This is a genomic window from Flavobacterium proteolyticum (assembly GCF_015223105.1).
Classification (GTDB): domain Bacteria; phylum Bacteroidota; class Bacteroidia; order Flavobacteriales; family Flavobacteriaceae; genus Flavobacterium; species Flavobacterium proteolyticum.
Genome location: NZ_JADFTZ010000003.1, coordinates 102485 through 120383, shown reverse-complemented (window position 1 = coordinate 120383; position 17899 = coordinate 102485). Strand labels below are relative to the sequence as shown.

Annotated in this window: 14 protein-coding genes; all 14 read left to right on the top strand. The window is 29.6% G+C overall.

The window, feature by feature from the left end; genetic code table 11:
* The first annotated feature begins 7 nt into the window (after nucleotides 1-7).
* The 14 genes from IM755_RS08145 to hisG all read left to right on the top strand — a co-directional run bounded on the left by IM755_RS08145 (nucleotide 8) and on the right by hisG (nucleotide 17880).
* The gene (locus tag IM755_RS08145; RefSeq protein ID WP_194095612.1) at nucleotides 8-2035 is read left to right on the top strand and encodes a hypothetical protein; all 2028 of its coding nucleotides are present in this window, start codon (nucleotides 8-10) and stop codon (nucleotides 2033-2035) included.
* 85 nt (nucleotides 2036-2120) lie between these two features.
* Nucleotides 2121-4079 (top strand): LTA synthase family protein, encoded by a 1959-nt coding sequence (locus IM755_RS08140; protein WP_194095610.1) that lies wholly within the window; start codon nucleotides 2121-2123, stop codon nucleotides 4077-4079.
* A 123-nt stretch (nucleotides 4080-4202) separates the two neighbouring features.
* On the top strand, nucleotides 4203-4640 hold the full coding sequence (locus IM755_RS08135; protein ID WP_194095608.1) for a thioredoxin family protein: 438 nt from the start codon (nucleotides 4203-4205) through the stop codon (nucleotides 4638-4640).
* The gene (locus tag IM755_RS08130; RefSeq protein WP_194095605.1) at nucleotides 4637-5620 is read left to right on the top strand and encodes an FAD:protein FMN transferase; all 984 of its coding nucleotides are present in this window, start codon (nucleotides 4637-4639) and stop codon (nucleotides 5618-5620) included. Before IM755_RS08135 ends, IM755_RS08130 begins: the two co-directional genes overlap by 4 nt.
* A gap of 2 nt (nucleotides 5621-5622) precedes the next feature.
* Nucleotides 5623-5832 carry a DUF4266 domain-containing protein gene (locus tag IM755_RS08125; RefSeq protein WP_194095603.1) on the top strand — a complete coding sequence of 70 codons (210 nt, stop codon included), beginning with the start codon at nucleotides 5623-5625 and terminating at the stop codon, nucleotides 5830-5832.
* A 12-nt stretch (nucleotides 5833-5844) separates the two neighbouring features.
* Entirely contained in the window at nucleotides 5845-7281 is a 1437-nt protein-coding gene (locus IM755_RS08120; RefSeq protein WP_194095602.1) for a DUF3570 domain-containing protein, read from the top strand.
* A gap of 11 nt (nucleotides 7282-7292) precedes the next feature.
* On the top strand, nucleotides 7293-7958 hold the full coding sequence (locus tag IM755_RS08115) for a response regulator transcription factor (protein WP_194095599.1): 666 nt from the start codon (nucleotides 7293-7295) through the stop codon (nucleotides 7956-7958).
* A gap of 1 nt (nucleotide 7959) precedes the next feature.
* Nucleotides 7960-8844, top strand: a complete 885-nt coding sequence (locus tag IM755_RS08110; RefSeq protein ID WP_194095597.1) for a cation diffusion facilitator family transporter — start codon at nucleotides 7960-7962, stop codon at nucleotides 8842-8844.
* Nucleotides 8845-8847: 3 nt separating this feature from the next.
* Nucleotides 8848-10236, top strand: a complete 1389-nt coding sequence (locus tag IM755_RS08105; RefSeq protein WP_194095595.1) for a sensor histidine kinase — start codon at nucleotides 8848-8850, stop codon at nucleotides 10234-10236.
* An 88-nt stretch (nucleotides 10237-10324) separates the two neighbouring features.
* Nucleotides 10325-10702: a hypothetical protein gene (locus IM755_RS08100; protein WP_194095593.1), complete on the top strand. Its 378-nt coding sequence runs from the start codon at nucleotides 10325-10327 to the stop codon at nucleotides 10700-10702.
* Nucleotides 10703-10792: 90 nt separating this feature from the next.
* Complete coding sequence (locus tag IM755_RS08095) at nucleotides 10793-15127, top strand: CusA/CzcA family heavy metal efflux RND transporter (RefSeq protein ID WP_194095592.1); 4335 nt, start codon at nucleotides 10793-10795, stop codon at nucleotides 15125-15127.
* Nucleotides 15128-15136: 9 nt separating this feature from the next.
* Entirely contained in the window at nucleotides 15137-16249 is a 1113-nt protein-coding gene (locus IM755_RS08090) for an efflux RND transporter periplasmic adaptor subunit (protein ID WP_194095591.1), read from the top strand.
* An 11-nt stretch (nucleotides 16250-16260) separates the two neighbouring features.
* Nucleotides 16261-16761 carry a hypothetical protein gene (locus tag IM755_RS08085; protein ID WP_194095590.1) on the top strand — a complete coding sequence of 167 codons (501 nt, stop codon included), beginning with the start codon at nucleotides 16261-16263 and terminating at the stop codon, nucleotides 16759-16761.
* A gap of 261 nt (nucleotides 16762-17022) precedes the next feature.
* On the top strand, nucleotides 17023-17880 hold the full coding sequence (hisG, locus tag IM755_RS08080; RefSeq protein WP_194095589.1) for an ATP phosphoribosyltransferase: 858 nt from the start codon (nucleotides 17023-17025) through the stop codon (nucleotides 17878-17880).
* Nucleotides 17881-17899 lie beyond the last annotated feature (19 nt).

Genomic DNA, 17899 nt, shown 5'->3' with positions numbered 1-17899 from the left:
ACTATAAATGACAACAAGCACAATTTTACTTCTCCTATTATCAGTAATTATTGCTGCTGGATTGTCGTTTTATCAATATTTGTATAAAGTCAAAAACCAGTCAAAATTGTATTGGTTTTTGGCTTTTTTACGTTTTATAAGTTTGTTTTCGATATTTTTATTGCTAATTAATCCAATTATTAGTCGAAAAATTACTGAAATTAAGAAAACACCTTTACCCATAGTTGTAGATAATTCCAAATCCATTTCCGAATTAAAAGCAACGAAAGAAGCTTCGGAATTATATCTTAATATTGCAAAAAATAAAGCTATTAACGAAAAATATGACGTACAATTATTTTCGTTTGATAACGAATTTAAATCACTAGAACAACTTGATTTTCAAGGAAATCAATCACATATTGATGGTGTAGCTAAGAATTTAAAGCAATTGTACCGAAATACAAATTATCCTGTAGTTTTATTTACCGACGGAAATCAAACCATGGGAAATGATTATGTATTCAGTTTTCAAGAGAATACAAGTGTTTTTCCAGTCGTTTTAGGCGATACTACTACGGTTTTAGATTTGAAAATTAACCAAATCAACGTTAATAAATACGCTTTTTTAAAGAATAAATTTCCAGTTGAAGTATTTTTACAATACAATGGCAATGAAACCATTACATCTATTTTTTCAATCCAATCAGGAAATCAAACAGTTCACAAGCAAACACTTACTTTTTCAAAAGACAAAAAAGCCCAATCGGTTATCGTTTTATTAAATGCTGATAAAGTTGGAATTGCCAAATATAAAGCGGTAATTTCATCTAATATAAAAGAAAAAAATACCTCTAATAATGCTAAGAATTTTGCCGTTGAAGTAATCGATCAACGAAGTGAAATTGCTTTAATTTCTGCCATTAATCATCCTGATTTAGGTGCTTTAAAAAGAAGTATTGAAGTTAATCAACAACGTAAATTAACTATTGTTAAGCCAAATGAAATCAAATCATTACAAAATTATAATGTTTTAATTTTGTATCAACCTAATACAACTTTCAAGTCTATATTTGAGCAAAATAAAGCAGCCCAAATCAATACTTTTATTATATCTGGAACTGCAACAGATTTTGGTTTTTTAAATCAAATGCAAGATGATTTATTATTTAAAATGTCGGCACCAAAAGAAGATTATTTAGCTACTTATGAATCCGATTTTAATTTGTTTGCTCAAACGAATATTGGATTTGAAAATTTTCCTCCATTAGAACATAATTTTGGAGTTGTTGCTGCTAAAAATAATGTAAATACGTTGCTATCTGCAAGAGTAAGAAATGTTCCGGTTCAGAATCCGATTTTGACATTTACCGAAAACGGAAGTAAAAGAAAAGCGTATTTGATTGGAGAAAATATTTGGAAATGGCGTTTGGAAAATCACTTAAATAAAAAATCATTTGAAGATTTTGACTTGTTTACCGATAAAATTATTCAGTTTTTAGTTTCCAATGCTTCTAAAAAGAATTTGAATGTTACTTATGAAAGTTTCTACAATTCAGGAGAAAGTATTGAAATTACTGCTGAATATTTCAACAAGAATTATGAGTTTGATGATAAAGCACAACTTACTATTCAGGTTGTAAATTCAAAAACTAAAGCCACAAAAAAATACGATCTACTTAAAGCAACCAATTCCTACAAAGTAAATTTAGATGGATTGGAAGCAGGTAATCACAGTTTTAAAGTAACTGAAAAACAATCAAATACTAGCTTTTCAGCATCTTTTGAAGTGTTAGATTTTGAAATCGAGAAACAATTCGTAAATCCAGATAAAAATAGATTGGAGCAATTGGCAACAAATACGAATGGAAAAGTGTATTATCCAAATCAAGTTGATGATTTAATTAAAAACTTAATTGATAACGATAATTACATTCCAACTCAAAAAGAAATCATCAAGAAATCACCTCTTATTGATTGGATTTGGTTACTAATTATGGTTGTTTTAGCGCTTGCTACCGAATGGTTTACTCGTAAATACAATGGTTTGTTGTAAATTAAGTAAATCTTAATTTATATTTAAGCCAGCCTTAAGCAATTCGTTTTATTTAAAACTCAATTTTGATAAAAATTTGAGTTACATGGAATCTATAAATAATATTTCTAAACGATATTCATTGCTATTAGGCTTTTCAGCATGGTTCATATTGTTTTCTTTTTTATTAAGAATTGTTTTTTTGTTTTGGCAGTTAGATGAAATTGAAATTACAGTGTTCAATCTGCTTAAAATATTGTCTTTAGGATTATTATTTGATGTTGGTGTGCTCTCTTTTTTATTTGTAATAAGCACATTTTATATTTTATTAATTCCAAAGAGATTTATAGGAAGTAAAGTTGATAAAATCTTTATATATCTTGGTTTTTTATTAACCTTATTAATCTTTGTGTTTACATTTTTTGCTGAGATAACTTTTTGGGAAGAATTTAAATGTCGTTTCAATTTTGTAGCGGTAGATTATTTAATTTATACTTTTGAAGTAGTTCAAAATATTCACGAATCTTATCCGTTGTATATATTAATTCCGTCTATGTTAATTATTACTGGAGTTATATATTTTTATTTTGCTAAAAATGATTTTTTTAATGACACATTTACAAATAAAATTTCATTTAAAAGCAGAATTTTACCATTTGTAATTTCTTTAACTGTAATGTTAATCTACGTATTTTTTGTTTCTAATTCAAATGCTGAATGGTCTAAGAATCGATACAATAACGAAATTTCAAAGACAGGTATTTACTCATTTTTTGCTGAGTTACGAAATAACAAATTAGATTTTAAAACTTTTTATAATTCTATTTCAGACGAAGAAGCATTTCAATTAATACGAAATAATTTAAAAGATGATAATGTCAAATTTCTTTCAAATGATTATTCTATAAAACGCAAAATAACGGATAGTTTAGAAGTAAATACAAAACCAAATGTAGTATTTATTCTTATTGAAAGTATGAGTGCAAGTTTTATGGCAGAATTTGGAAATGAAAAAAAAATTACTCCGTTTTTAGATAGTATTGCTAATAAAAGTTTATTCTTTAAAAATTTACAAGCTACAGGAAACAGAACTGTTAGGGGAATGGAGGCAGTAACCTTGTCTATTCCACCAACACCTGGACAGAGTATTGTGAAACGACCAAATAATTCAAACTTATATACAATTTCAAATGTATTTAAAAGTAAAAATTACCAATGTAATTTCTTTTATGGAGGCGACGGCTATTTTGATAATATGAATGCTTTTTATGGAGGAAATGGTTTTGATATTTATGATAGAGGTAGGGGTAGTGTTTTAAGTGATAAAATAAAAACAACAAGACACAACATTGATGATAGCGAAGTTACATTTGAAAATGCTTGGGGAATTTGTGATGAAGATATTTATAATAAAATGATTAAGGTTGCAGACGAATATCATCAAAAAAAGAAGCCTTTTTTAAATTTTGTCATGACGACTTCTAATCACAGACCTTATACTTATCCAGATAATAAAATAGACATTCCTTCTGGAAAAAGTAGAAGTGGTGCCGTTAAATATTCTGATTACGCACTGCAACAAATGTTTAAAAAAGCAAAGAATAAACCTTGGTTTAAGAATACTATTTTTGTGTTTGTTGCCGATCATTGTGCTAGTAGCGCTGGAAAAGATGAAATAGATGTTGCAAATTATCACATCCCTGCAATTATTTATGGTGAAAATTTAATTCAACCTCAAAAAGTGACTAAATTATGTAGCCAAATAGATATTTTTCCAACTTTATTTGGACAATTGCATTGGAGTTATACTTCTAATTTCTTTGGTACAGACGTGTTGTCAAAAAAATATCAAGAAAGAGCTTTAATGGGGACTTATTTAAAATTAGCTTTACAAAAAGATAAAATTATAACCATATTATCTAACAAAAAAACAAATACACATTATAATTGGAATGAAACATCAAATAAATTAAAGGTAATTCCTGTTAATAAATTTGAACTAAATGAAACTATTTCTTGGTATCAAACAGCTGATTACTTATATTTGAATAATAAACTTAATTAAACTTAATTTTTACTTAATGTAGCATTTGTAATACAATTATTTGAATTTAATGAAGTTAATTTGTATAATAATTGGTAGGGTTTTTGAATATCAAAATGTTACATATAAAAATATTTACAAAAGATGAAAAAACTATTTCTAGGTATTATCCTTTTTGTTACATCATTAGGATTTTCACAAGATTGGAATTACAATTTTGAAGAAGCTAAAAAATTAGCTGCAGAACAAAATAAAAATATAATAATTGTCTTTTCTGGTTCTGATTGGTGTGCACCTTGCATTAAATTAGACAGAAATATTTGGCAATCCGATGCATTTAAAAAAGAAGCAGCACAAGAATGGATTGTTGTAAGAGCTGATTTTCCAAGAAAAAAAGCAAATGAATTATCTAAAGATCAAACGGATCACAATAGAAAATTAGCTGAAAAGTTTAATTTAGAAGGAAGTTTTCCATTGGTTGTAATTTTGGATAAAAATGGAAAAGTATTAGGTAAAATGGGCTTTAAAAACGTTTCACCTGAAGAATACATAAAAATGATTCACGCATTTGAGAAAAAATGAAAAAACTACTAATTCTTTTGCTTTTAGCAACTCAATCTCTTTCGTTTGGACAACAAATTTTTAAAAAAAAGCAAAGTTTGTTAGGAAGTCCATTTGAAATTACTGTTGTGGCAAAAGATTCAGTTCAGGGAAATTTATTTTCAGATTTGGCTATTGCCGAAGTAAAACGAATTGAAAATTTAATTTCAGATTGGATTCCAACTTCTCAAATTTCAAAAGTAAATCAAAACGCGGGAATTTCCCCAGTAAAAGTAGATAAAGAGGTATATGATTTGGTAGATAGAGCTACTAAAATTTCAAAATTAACATCTGGAGCTTTCGACATTAGTTATGCTTCAATGGATAGAATTTGGAAGTTTGATGGTAGTATGAAAGAAATGCCAACACCAGAAGAAATAAAAAAATCAGTTGAAAAAGTTGGATATCAAAATATAATTCTTAATCCAAACGATACTACCATTTTCTTAAAAAACAAAGGAATGAAATTAGGTCTAGGTGGAATCGGGCAAGGTTATATTGCAGATAAAATTAAAGTTCTTTTACAAGAAAAAGGATGTAATTCTGGATTAGTAAATGTTTCTGGTGATATTAATACTTGGGGTAAACAACCAAATGGTAATCCATGGACTGTTGGAATTGTAAATCCAATGAATAAAAATAAAGTTTTTGCTACCTTTCCATTAGATGATAGTGCTGTAGAAACTTCAGGGAGTTATGAGAAGTATGTTACGTTTAATGGAAAACGTTATTCGCATATAATTGATCCACGAACAGGTTATCCTGCCACTGGTATTATAAGTGTTTCTGTTTTTACAAAACAAACGGAATTAGCAGATGCTTTAGCTACTGGAATTTTTGTATTGGGAGTAGAAGTAGGATTGGATTTAGTAAATCAATTAAAAGGAGTAGGATGTATTATTGTTGATGATAAAGGCGGTATACATGTTTCTAAAAATATAGACATTAAAAAATATCAATAAAGATGAAAAAAATTGTAGTAATTATGTTAATTCTTGTTGGAGTTACCTCTTGTAACTCAGTTAAAGAATACGATAAACAATACATTAACGATCCAGATATGAAGTTATCGGCTAGGACCTCTGAACGATATGAAACAACATTTCAAGTTTACCGCGAAGCAGCTTCTGGTGCTAATGGAGGTAAAACAGGTGGTGGTTGTGGTTGTAATTAAGAAAATATTAAAATGAAAAATAAAATAATCTTTCTATTCACTTTAGTTAGTGCCGTCGCTTTTTCTCAAGAAAGCGATTCAACCCAAGTTGCTTATAAAAAACGCGTTTTGGAAGGAATTGAAGTAGACTTTTTGGTTAGTTATTATAAACAAGACGGTGTGCATTCTTCTGTATCTGGTGGTATTGGTTCAGAAAAACTTACCGATTTAGCTTCAAACATTATTGTGGCAATTCCGCTAAATGATGACGATGTATTGACAGTCGATATGGGTCTTTCGGCTTACACATCAGCTTCTTCGAGTAATATCAATCCTTTCAATGCTACTGGTGCATCTGGAGGTGGTGGTGACGATGACGATGACAGAGCTCCAGTTACAGGTCCGTATGGAACACCTTGGCAAGCATCTTCAGGAGCTTCTGCTCAAGACGTATTGGGAAGTGCGGTAGTAAATTATAGTCACAGTTCAGACAATAGAAATTTTATTTGGAATACAAATGTTTCTTTTTCAAACGAATATGATTATACGTCTATTGGTTTTGGTGGAGGAATGAGTAAATTATTCAATAATAAAAATTCTGAAGTTAGTGCAAAGGCTAATGTCTATTTAGATCAATGGCGTCCTATTTATGCTACTGAATTACATGAATATGCAAAATATGGTTTAGGTTTTCAAAATAATGGCTTTTTCAATGGAGTAACTATTTTAGATCAAAACGGAAATGCATCCACAAGTTATTTACCTAGTGATTTTAAAGTTTGGAATTCAACAAATAGAAATTCCTATTCTCTTTCATTGAGTTTTTCACAAGTGGCTACAAAGAAAATGCAGTTTTCAGTATTTTTTGATATTTTGCAACAGCAAGGAATGTTGTCTTCGCCATATAACAGAGTATATTTTGCTGACATAGCCAATTATTATATAGGACAAGCACAATACATTCCAGTTTATGAAACTACGCAAAATAGAGGAGTTTATCAATTAGCTGATGATATTGAACGTTTGCCAGGAACTCGTTTTAAATTACCTTTTGGAGGTAGATTAAATTACTATATTAACGAAAGATTATCTTTAAGAACTTATTATCGTTACTATTGGGATGATTGGGGAATTACTTCACATACAGCGAGTATTGAATTACCAATTAAATTAACAGACAAATTTACCGTTTTTCCAATGTATCGTTATTATACGCAAGATGCATCTAAATATTTTGCACCTTTTGAAACGCATTTATCAACAGAAAAATATTATACATCTGATTACGATTTATCCACTTTCAATGCTAGTCAATACGGGTTTGGTGTAGGATATACAGATATCTTAACTAGTGCTAAAATTTGGAAATTTGGACTAAAAAGCATGGATTTAAGATTCAATCATTACGATAGAAATGACGGCTTAAATGCTAATATTATTACGTTTGGTATTAAATTCGTTGAACAATAATCTCCAATAGTATGCACATTCTGATTGTTGAAGATGAAAAAGGAATTGTAGACTTCTTAAGACAAGGTTTAGAAGAAGAAGGGTATACAATTTCTTCTGCCTCAGATGGAGAAAATGGGCTTAAAAAAGCATTAGAATTACAAGTTGATTTAGTTTTACTTGATTGGATGTTACCAAAAATGCAAGGTATTGAAGTTTGTAAAAACATACGATTAGAAAAAAGTAATCTACCTATCATTTTTTTAACCGCAAAAGATACTGTTCAAGAAACTATTGAAGGTTTAAAATCGGGTGCAAATGATTATATAAAGAAACCTTTTTCATTTGATGAATTGTTGGAACGAATTAAAATTCACTTCCGTTCAAAAGATGAAATAAAAGTTTTAACTTTAGGAAATATTAAAGTTGATAAATCAAAATTTCAAGTTTTTGTAGACAATAAAGAAGTATCTTTGACGCAAAGAGAATTTGAACTACTCGAATATTTAATTAAAAATAAAGGTCAAGTTTGTACTCGAAATAATATTATTGAAGATGTTTGGGATATTCATTTTGAATATGATACAGGAGTTATAGATGTTTTTATGAACGCTATCCGAAAAAAATTAAACCTTACAAAAGATCAAGAATTAATTAAAACAATTAGAGGAGTAGGATACATAGCAAACGAAATTTAGCATGCCTAATACAGAAAAAGCAATCAAAGCCACTTATTTTAGTATTGTTGGAAATACAGCACTAGCATTAATAAAGGGAATAACGGGTTATTTTGGTAACTCTTACGCTATGATTGCTGATGCAATTGAATCTACAACTGATATTTTCGCTTCTTTTTTAGTACTTTTCGGAATTAAATATTCGAATAAACCAGCCGATGAAAACCATCCTTATGGTCACGGAAGAGCTGAGCCTTTAATTACATTTTTAGTAGTTGGTTTTTTAATAATCTCAGCTACAATTATTGCTTACGAAAGTATTAACAATATTGGAACACCTCACGAATTACCGAAACCTTTCACACTTTTTGTTTTAGGAGCAATTATTTTATGGAAAGAAATATCTTTTCAAATTGTAATGAAAAAAAGCATCGAAACCAAAAGTAGTTCCTTAAAAGCCGATGCTTGGCATCATAGAAGTGATGCAATTACTTCAGTTGCAGCTTTTGTAGGTATTTCAATTGCTTTAATTTTAGGAAAAGGCTACGAATCTGCTGACGATTGGGCGGCTTTACTAGCTTCAGTTTTCATTCTCTACAATTGTTATAAAATCTTTCGCCCTGCTTTAGGAGAAATAATGGATGAACATTTATATCACGATTTAGAAGATGAAATTAAAAAAATTTCACAAACTGTTACAGGTGTAATTTGTATAGAAAAATGCTTTATTAGAAAAGCAGGTATGAAATATCACGTAGATTTACATGTAATGGTGGATGGAACAATTTCTGTCAAAGAAGGTCATGATATTGCTCACGATTTGAAAGATACTTTACGAGAAAAACTAATTGAATTAGGTCATGTTTTAATTCACATTGAGCCTAATTTTGAATCCATAGAACGCTAATTTATGTTTTCATTTTCCTTTAAAAATAGAATTGCTTTTAACTACATCGTAAGTGGTTCTATTCTTATTGCAATTGTTTTTTTATTCATTTACAATATTGTAAAATACAGCGTTAATAAACATGTTAATGAAGAAATTCAAGAAGAATTATTCAAACATTTAGATGATGTGTCAACCGATTCAAATGATACTTACTTAATTCAGGTGGACCAATGGAGAGCAAGAGAGCACAATTCCATTAGTGTTAATCCTGTTTTTGTTCAATTTTATGACAACAACAAAGAAGTAATTGACAAATCTCCAAATCTTAAAAATTCCAATCTAAAATTATTTAATGATAGTAATAACATATTTATTGATACAAAATTAAATGATATTCCATTACGACAAATTCAAACTGCAATTATCAATAAAGGAGAAGTTGTAGGTTATTTAGTAGTTGCAATGTCGCTAGAAGATTTTGAGATTGTTTTAATTTTAAAGAACATTCTTTTAATTACTTTTCCTTTAATTCTAATATTATTGTTTTTAATTGCTCGTTTTTTTGCAGGTAGAAGTATTAAACCTGTTCGAACAATCATTGATACTTCAAGTCAAATTACTAAGGATAATTTACAAACTCGAATTCCATTGCCTCAAAACAAAGACGAATTGTATGTTTTATCTCAAAACATAAACAATTTGTTAAACCGAATAGAAAGTGCCATTGATCGTGAAAAACAATTTACTTCAGATGCTTCTCATGAATTAAGAACACCATTAGCCGTTATCAAAGGAACAATGGAAGTTTTAATCAGAAAACCTAGAAATCAACAAGAATATGAAGAAAAAATTCTATTCTGTATTTCAGAAGTTGATCGATTAAATCATATGGTAGATCAATTGTTGCTTTTAGCACGATTTGAAAATCAGAAGCAAAATGTAAAACAAGAAACGATTTATTTAAATGCTTTAATTTTAGATAACCTAACTCGTTTTTCAGAGAAAACCGAAAACAAGAAAATTAAAATTGTTGCCGATTTTACAGAAGACTTTTATGTTCAATCGGATAATTATTTAGTTTCAATCATATTTAGTAATCTGATTTCTAATGCAATTAAATATTCCAATGATAATGGGAAAATTGAATTAAAATTAGAGAAAACTTCAACAGATATAATTTTCACTATTGCTGATAATGGGGTTGGAATTTCAGAACAAGATTTAAATAAAATTTTCAATTCTTTTTATCGTTCCGACGTTACCAATCATCCCGATATCAAAGGTACGGGTTTAGGTTTATCAATAGTAAAAAGACTTTGCGATTTATTAAAAATAAAAATTTCAGTTGAGAGTAAAATTAACGAAAAAACAAAATTTACATTAATTTTTTCTTTAGCTAAACTTAAGTAGTTATTAAGTTATTTCTTATTTATATTCTTTATTTTTGTAGTGTTATTTTAATTTCACATTTTTGAAATAACTACCTAAATTGTATAAAATGAATAAGTTTATTACTTTTTTTCTAATTTCTGTATTTATGTGTGCTAACACATCGATGGGGCAATTATTAAAAGTTCCAAACTTAATCGAGCATTATGTTGACCATAAAAATGAATTAACTACGGCTTCAATTTCATTTATTGACTACATCAAATTACATTATTCTAAAAATGTTGACAATAACCAACACGAACATCAAGATTTACCATTCAAAACATTAGATAATTCGTCAGTTGTATTATTTACGTTTTCTGTAATATCTTATGATATACAAGTGTTAAAACCTCTAATTTCTCACAAAAAGAAATTTTTCTACAACAAATTTTTTAAATCCAATTTGATTACTTCAATTTGGTTACCTCCTAAAATAGTCTAATATTTTGTTTTGTTAATTGATTCATTTTTAATGATTCAATTGAGTTTATCTGAAACGATAAATGTTATTAATTTATTTAAATTTACTAAAATGTTAGAAAAAATTATTGCTTTTAGTTTACGAAACAAACTTATAGTACTATTATTTACTTTGGGTGTATTTGGATTTGGTTTGTTTTCTGTTTTCCAAATTTCTATTGGGGCTGTCCCAGATGTAACGAACAACCAAGTACAAGTTATTACAACTTCACGAAATTTATCAACTCAAGATATAGAACAATATATAACCTATCCAGTTGAAATAGAAATGGCGAATTTACCTAATGTAAAAGAAATTCGTTCTATTTCAAAATTTGGATTATCTGTTGTAACCATTGTTTTTGAAGATGAAATTGGAACTTATTTACCAAGACAATTAATCGCGGAAAAAATTAAAACCGCATCAGAGAAAATTCCTGAAGGTTTTGGAACTCCTGAAATGGGACCTATAACAACGGGTTTAGGAGAAATTTATCAATATACGTTAGAAGTTAAACCCGAATTTAAAAATCAATATACGGTCACCGATTTAAGAACTATTCAAGATTGGGTGGTAAAACGTCAATTATCAGGAATTAAAGGAGTTGTTGAAATTAATACTTGGGGAGGTTACCTAAAACAGTACGAAATTGCTATCAATTCGGCAAGCTTAAAAGCAATGAATATATCAACTTCTGATGTATTCACTGCATTAGAAAAAAATAATAGTATTGCTGGAGGTTCCTATATCGAAAAAACTAATGAAAGTTATTTTATTCGTGGAGAAGGAAAAGTAAACTCAATTGAAGATATAGAAAATATTGTTGTTAAAAACGAATCTGGAACTCCAATTTATATTAAAAATGTAGCCAAAGTACAATTTGGTCACGCCAATCGTTTTGGTGCGATTACTGGAAATGGAGAAGGAGAAAAAGTTTTAGGACAAGTGATGATGCTTAAAGATGGTAACTCTAAAAAAGTAATTGAAGATGTGAAGCACAGAGTAGCCGAGATTGAAAAAACTTTACCAGATGGCGTTTACATCAACGGATTCTTAGAGCGAAGTGAACTAGTAGGAAAAACAACTTTTACTGTTGCAGAAAACTTAATTTTAGGATGTTTAATCGTAATTTTTGTTGTTGTTGTTTTGTTAGGAAACTGGCGTTCTGGATTGGTGGTAGCTTCAGTAATTCCACTTTGTTTATTGTTTGCTATTTCTTTCATGAATATTTTCAATATTGATGCTAACTTAATGAGTTTAGGTGCAATTGACTTTGGAATCATAATAGATGGTGCTGTTATTATTGTGGAATTCATTGCGTTCCAAATCGTAAATAAATCTAGTCATTTAGTAGGTTTAGATAAAAAAGAACGCCAATATGAGATTGACCAAATTACTTATAAGAGCGCTTCAAAAATGATGAATTCGGCTGTTTTTGGACAGTTAATTATCTTAATCGTATTCATTCCAATTTTATCACTTTCAGGAGTAGAAGGAAAAATGTTCAAGCCTATGGCAATGACGTTTAGTTTTGCCTTATTAGGAGCCATGTTATTCTGCTTTACTTATGTTCCTGTAGCGGCATCATTATTTTTAAAACCTAAAGAAGAAAATCCTAATTCGTTTTCACATCGATTAATCAATAAATTGAATTCTTGGTATTTACCTGTAATTAGATGGGCTCTACACAATACCAAAAAAGTTTTATATGGTGCGGTTGCTTTACTTTTCATTGCAATTGCTTTGTTTTCAACCATGGGGGGCGAATTTATCCCACAATTAGATGAAGGTGACTTTGTGATTCAACCCGTGTTAAAAACAGGAACCTCATTATCAAAAACTATTGAAACAACGACTAAAATTGAGAGAATCATCTTAAAAAATTTCCCAGAAGTCAAACAAGTAGTTAGTAGAATTGGAGCAGCCGAAGTTCCAACTGATCCAATGAGTATGGAGGAAAGTGATATTATCGTTAAGTTAAAACCAAAATCAGAATGGGTTTCTGCCGATTCAAAAGATGAATTAGCGGATAAAATTAAAGAAGCATTAGAAAAACAAATTCCAAACATGGAAATTGAGTTTACTCAACCTATCGAAATGCGTTTCAACGAATTAATTTCGGGTTCTCGTTCCGATGTGGCAATTAAAATATTTGGTGAAGATTTAGATATTTTAGCTAAAAAAGCGCATGAAGTAGAGAAAGCCATTCGAAATGTAAAAGGAGCTTCAGATATCATCATTGAAAAAACAGAAGGTTTACCACAAATGTTTGTTCAATATGACCGAAGTAAAATTGCTCGATATGGCTTAAACATTGCCGATTTAAATGAAATGATTGCCTTAGGTTTTGCCGGTAAAGTCGTAGGAAATGTATTTGAAGGTGAAAAACGTTTCGATATGGTCATTCGTTTAGATCAAACCAACAGAACGGACATTGAAGATTTACGAAATTTATATGTTGCTACACCAAATGGAGAGCAAATCCCATTACGAGAACTAGCTAAAATTGAATATACAGAAGGACCAGCAAAAATTTCAAGAGATAACACCAATAGAAGAATTGTGGTAGGAATTAATGTAAGAAACCGCGATTTACAAAGTGTTGTTGATGATGTTAAGAAAATTATTGAAGCTAAAGTTGATTTGCCCCCAGGATATCGTGTTACTTACGGCGGTCAATTTGAAAACTTAGAAAGTGCTAAAGCTAGATTAATGATTGCCGTTCCAATTGCTTTGTTTTTAATTTTTATCTTACTGCATTTTGCTTTTGGTTCTATCAAAGAAGCAATGATGGTTTATACCGCTATTCCGCTTTCTGCTGTAGGAGGGATTTTATTTTTATGGATTCGCGATTTGCCATTTAGTATTTCAGCAGGTGTTGGTTTTATTGCATTATTCGGAATCGCTGTACTAAACGGAATTGTATTAATTGAACATTTCAAAGAATTAAAACACAGCGGCATGAAAAACATGAACGAACTGATTTTAAAAGGAACAACAGATAGACTTCGTCCTGTATTATTAACAGCAGCTGCAGCAGCTTTAGGATTTTTACCAATGGCCATTTCATCTGGAGCAGGAGCAGAAGTACAACGCCCGTTAGCAACAGTTGTTATTGGTGGTTTAATAACAGCAACTCTTTTAACATTAATCGTTTTACCCGTTTTATTCAAGATTTATGATGAAAAAGAAGAGAAAAAACTAAAATTCAAAAAAATGAAAAACAATAATATCATCATCTTTTTGTTATTCAGCTCATTGTTAGGTTATAGTCAACAAGGAAATCCAGAATTAGATAGTTTGGTTTCAAAAGCAATTAACAATAATAAAAACATAAAATCAGGACAATTACAGGTCGACAAAGCAAAACAAGCTATAAAACTAGCATATGATTTTGAAAAAACGAATGTGTATTATAGCTATGATCAGAACAATTTAGCTTTAAATAATTTACCTTTAAAAGTATTTGGAGCCCAACAATCGTTTGCTTTTCCAACAGTTTATGGTGCACAGCGTAAAGTATATTCAGCCGAATATGAAAAGGAAAAAGCAGGTTTTGAAATACAAAAGAATAAACTTGCTTTAGAGGTTTCTAAAGTATATTACGAAATCGTTTATTTGAAAAATCAAGAAAAATTGTATCAATATTTAGATAGTTTATACCAAAATTTCTCAAAAGCAAGCAATAGAAGATTTGAATTGGGAGAAACTAATTATCTTGAAAAAATCACGGCAGAAGCCAAGTTTAGACAGATTAGAACCAAGTTATCTCAAATTGATAAAGCAAAAGCTGCTCAGTTGGAATTGCTACAAGCATTAGTACAATTCGATACTAAAGTTGATGTAAAATCTTCAGAAATTAAACCTTTAAGTAATTTAAATAATAATTCAAGTAAAGATTTATATACATCTTATTTAGAAACATTTACAAAAAAATATAAAGCTAATGAGAGTTTGCAGAAACAAAATTGGTTACCTGATATTAACCTAGAATATTTTCAAGGGAAAAACACTGGTTTATCTCAATCTTTGTATGGATTTCAAGTTGGGTTAGCTGTTCCCATTTTGTTTAACGGAAATATTGCAAAATCGAAAGTAGCCAAGTTAGAATCACAAGCTTGGGAACAACAAAAGCAAAACGAACAAACAAAAATTGAGGCATATATCAATCAAAAGAATAATGAGTTAATTCAGTTTCAACAAGCGATTGATTACTATGATCAATACGGTAAAAAAGTATCGGATGAAATTATTAAAGTTGCCAATAGTAGCTATAAACATGGTGAAATTGACTTTTTTCAATACATTTTAAGTTTAGAAAATGCTACAACTATTCAAGTGGAATATTTAGATGCAGTTATTCAGTACAACAAAACTCAATTAGATTTACAATATATCAATTTATAAGAAATACCAATGAAAAAGATTTTATATATACTTACGTTAATCACTTTAACTGTTTCATGCAAAAATGAAGTAGTGGAAGAACCGGTAAAAGATGATGGATTAATTACTGTTACTGCGGAACAATTTAAATCTTCAGGAATGATTGTTGGCACACCATCTGAACAAGATTTTGATGTTACAGTAAAAGCATCAGGAAAAATAGATGTTCCACCACAATATCGCGCTAAAATAACTCCGTTTATTGGTGGTTATGTTAAAGCAACTAAGCTATTAGTGGGTGATAAAGTTTCAAAAGGACAAGCTTTAATAACATTAGAAAACACCGAATATTTAGACATTCAAAAAGATTATGTTGAAGTAGCCGAACAAATTAATTATTTAAAATCCGAATTTGAACGTCAAAAAACGTTATATAATGAAAAAATAACGTCACAAAAAAACTATCTAAAAGCGGAAAGTGATTATCGCCAAGCAAAAGGTATGTATCAAGGATTACGCGAAAAATTACTTTTACTAAACATCAATCCAGCAAATGTTGAAAAGGGAAGATTTACATCCGTTATCACGTTAACATCACCAATTTCGGGAGACATTACCGTTATGAATGCTAATGTCGGGATGTTCATGTCTCCATCTAATGTAATTTTAGAAGTTGTAGATACCAACTATTTACACTTAAATTTAAGCATTTTCGAAAAAGATATTTTACATGTAAAACAAGGCCAAAATATTAGTTTTACCATTCCAGAGGCTAGTAAGGATGTTTTTACTTCAAAAGTACAATTGGTTGGAAAATCGATTGAAAATAAAGACAGAACCATTTCGGTTTTTGGAGTTTTAAATCCGTTAGATAAATCAAAATTACTATCTGGGATGTTTGTAGAAGCTGGAATTATAATTAATTCTAAGTCAGGATTAGGCATTCCTTCAGAAGCATTGATTACAGAAAACAATAAGAATTTTGTACTTTTACTACAAGAAAACAAGGGCAATTATATTTTTAAGAAAACATTGGTAAACATTGGTGAAAAATCTGAACAATTTGTTGAGATTTTACCAAATGAAATCATTAATGAAAACTCAAAAATACTAACCAAAGGAGTTTTTGATTTAACTAACTAAAAACAAAAATTATGAATCAAGCACATTTACACATGGTTTTTAACCATTTTCCAATCATCGGATTATTCTTCGGAATTGGTATTTTAGCTTACGGAATTTTCAAAAAACAAACCATTTTAGTCAATACAGCATACGTAATTTTTATCGTTTGTATGATTATGGCAAAAGCCACCATGATGACAGGCGAAGGAGCAGAGGAAATTGTAGAAGAATTAGGTATTTCTCACGACATTATTCATGAACATGAAGAAATGGCCGAAACTTTCATGAAAGTACTTTATGGTTTAGGAATTCTTTCGATTTTAGGTTTGGTTGCGAATTTTAAAAAGCATTCAAAAGCTGCAATTGTTTCTTATGTTGTTTTAGTTTTAGCCATTGGTTCTGCTGTTTTGTCTAAAAATGTAGGAACTTCAGGTGGCGAAATTCGTCATACTGAAATTAGAGGAAATGCTAGTGTAAGTAATACTTCAGGCACTAATCATCATGAAGAATCTCACGACGATGACCACTAAACAAAATATAAAATTTCAAAAACATTTTGTTTATTCGAAAATTTAGTTGTTAACTTTGCAAAGTTAAATAATAACAGAAATTATGTTTTTAAATCAATTACATCATCATCATCATACCTCCGCTCAAGCGAAGTAATGATCCTATGTAATTAAATCATATAAATCAGAAACCCGTTTGAGTACATCAAGCGGGTTTTTTGTTGGTAAGCATTTTTTAAAAATCTTCTTGGTGTACTCATTTTAAAATTAAATAAAATTAAAATGAACACGTTAAAAATTGCTATTCAAAAATCAGGTCGCCTTCACGATGAAAGTATCCAAATCTTAAAAGATTGTGGAATTTCAGTGTATAATGGTAATGACCAACTCAAAGTTACTGCTTCCAATTTTCCTTTAGAAGTGTACTATTTACGAAATTCAGATATTCCACAATATTTGATTGATGGTGTAGTTGATATTGCGATTGTAGGCGATAATCTTTTAGTTGAAAAAGGCCAAAACATTGAAATCGTTGAGAAATTAGGATTTTCAAAATGTAAAGTATCAGTAGCGGTTCCAAAAAATTTCAACTACAATTCAATTCAAGATTTAAACGGATTACGTGTTGCCACTTCCTATCCAAAAACCGTTGTGGATTACTTTTCTTTGAAAGGAATTTCCGTAGACATTCACCAAATCTCAGGTTCGGTTGAAATTGCACCAAATATCGGACTTTCAGATGCTATTGTAGATATCGTTTCCAGCGGAAGTACCTTATTTAAAAACGGTTTAAAAGAAGTCGAAGTGATTCTAAAAAGTGAATCTGTTTTAGCTGTTTCTCCAAGAATTTCAATTGAATCCAAACAAATATTACAAAAGCTACAATTCCGAATTCAAGCTGTTTTACGTTCGAGAAAATCGAAATACATTTTGATGAATGTTCCTAATGATAAAATTTCAGAAATCAGTAAAATTCTTCCTGTTTTAAAAAGTCCAACAGTGATGCCATTAGCCGAAGAAGGTTGGAGTAGTGTGCATTCTGTAATTGATGAAGATAAATTTTGGGAAGTCATCGACCAATTAAAAGAAGCTGGAGCTGAAGGAATTTTGGTTTGCCCAATTGAAAAAATGGTCCTTTAAAAGAAAACAGAGAATAGAA

Coding starts and splice junctions, on each gene's coding strand:
- IM755_RS08115 (WP_194095599.1), top strand. CDS start 7,293: ATGCACATTCTGATTGTTGAAGATGAAAAAGGAATTGTAGACTTCTTA.
- IM755_RS08100 (WP_194095593.1), top strand. CDS start 10,325: ATGAATAAGTTTATTACTTTTTTTCTAATTTCTGTATTTATGTGTGCT.
- IM755_RS08145 (WP_194095612.1), top strand. CDS start 8: ATGACAACAAGCACAATTTTACTTCTCCTATTATCAGTAATTATTGCT.
- IM755_RS08105 (WP_194095595.1), top strand. CDS start 8,848: ATGTTTTCATTTTCCTTTAAAAATAGAATTGCTTTTAACTACATCGTA.
- IM755_RS08090 (WP_194095591.1), top strand. CDS start 15,137: ATGAAAAAGATTTTATATATACTTACGTTAATCACTTTAACTGTTTCA.
- IM755_RS08125 (WP_194095603.1), top strand. CDS start 5,623: ATGAAAAAAATTGTAGTAATTATGTTAATTCTTGTTGGAGTTACCTCT.
- IM755_RS08085 (WP_194095590.1), top strand. CDS start 16,261: ATGAATCAAGCACATTTACACATGGTTTTTAACCATTTTCCAATCATC.
- IM755_RS08110 (WP_194095597.1), top strand. CDS start 7,960: ATGCCTAATACAGAAAAAGCAATCAAAGCCACTTATTTTAGTATTGTT.
- IM755_RS08135 (WP_194095608.1), top strand. CDS start 4,203: ATGAAAAAACTATTTCTAGGTATTATCCTTTTTGTTACATCATTAGGA.
- IM755_RS08120 (WP_194095602.1), top strand. CDS start 5,845: ATGAAAAATAAAATAATCTTTCTATTCACTTTAGTTAGTGCCGTCGCT.
- IM755_RS08095 (WP_194095592.1), top strand. CDS start 10,793: ATGTTAGAAAAAATTATTGCTTTTAGTTTACGAAACAAACTTATAGTA.
- IM755_RS08130 (WP_194095605.1), top strand. CDS start 4,637: ATGAAAAAACTACTAATTCTTTTGCTTTTAGCAACTCAATCTCTTTCG.
- hisG (WP_194095589.1), top strand. CDS start 17,023: ATGAACACGTTAAAAATTGCTATTCAAAAATCAGGTCGCCTTCACGAT.
- IM755_RS08140 (WP_194095610.1), top strand. CDS start 2,121: ATGGAATCTATAAATAATATTTCTAAACGATATTCATTGCTATTAGGC.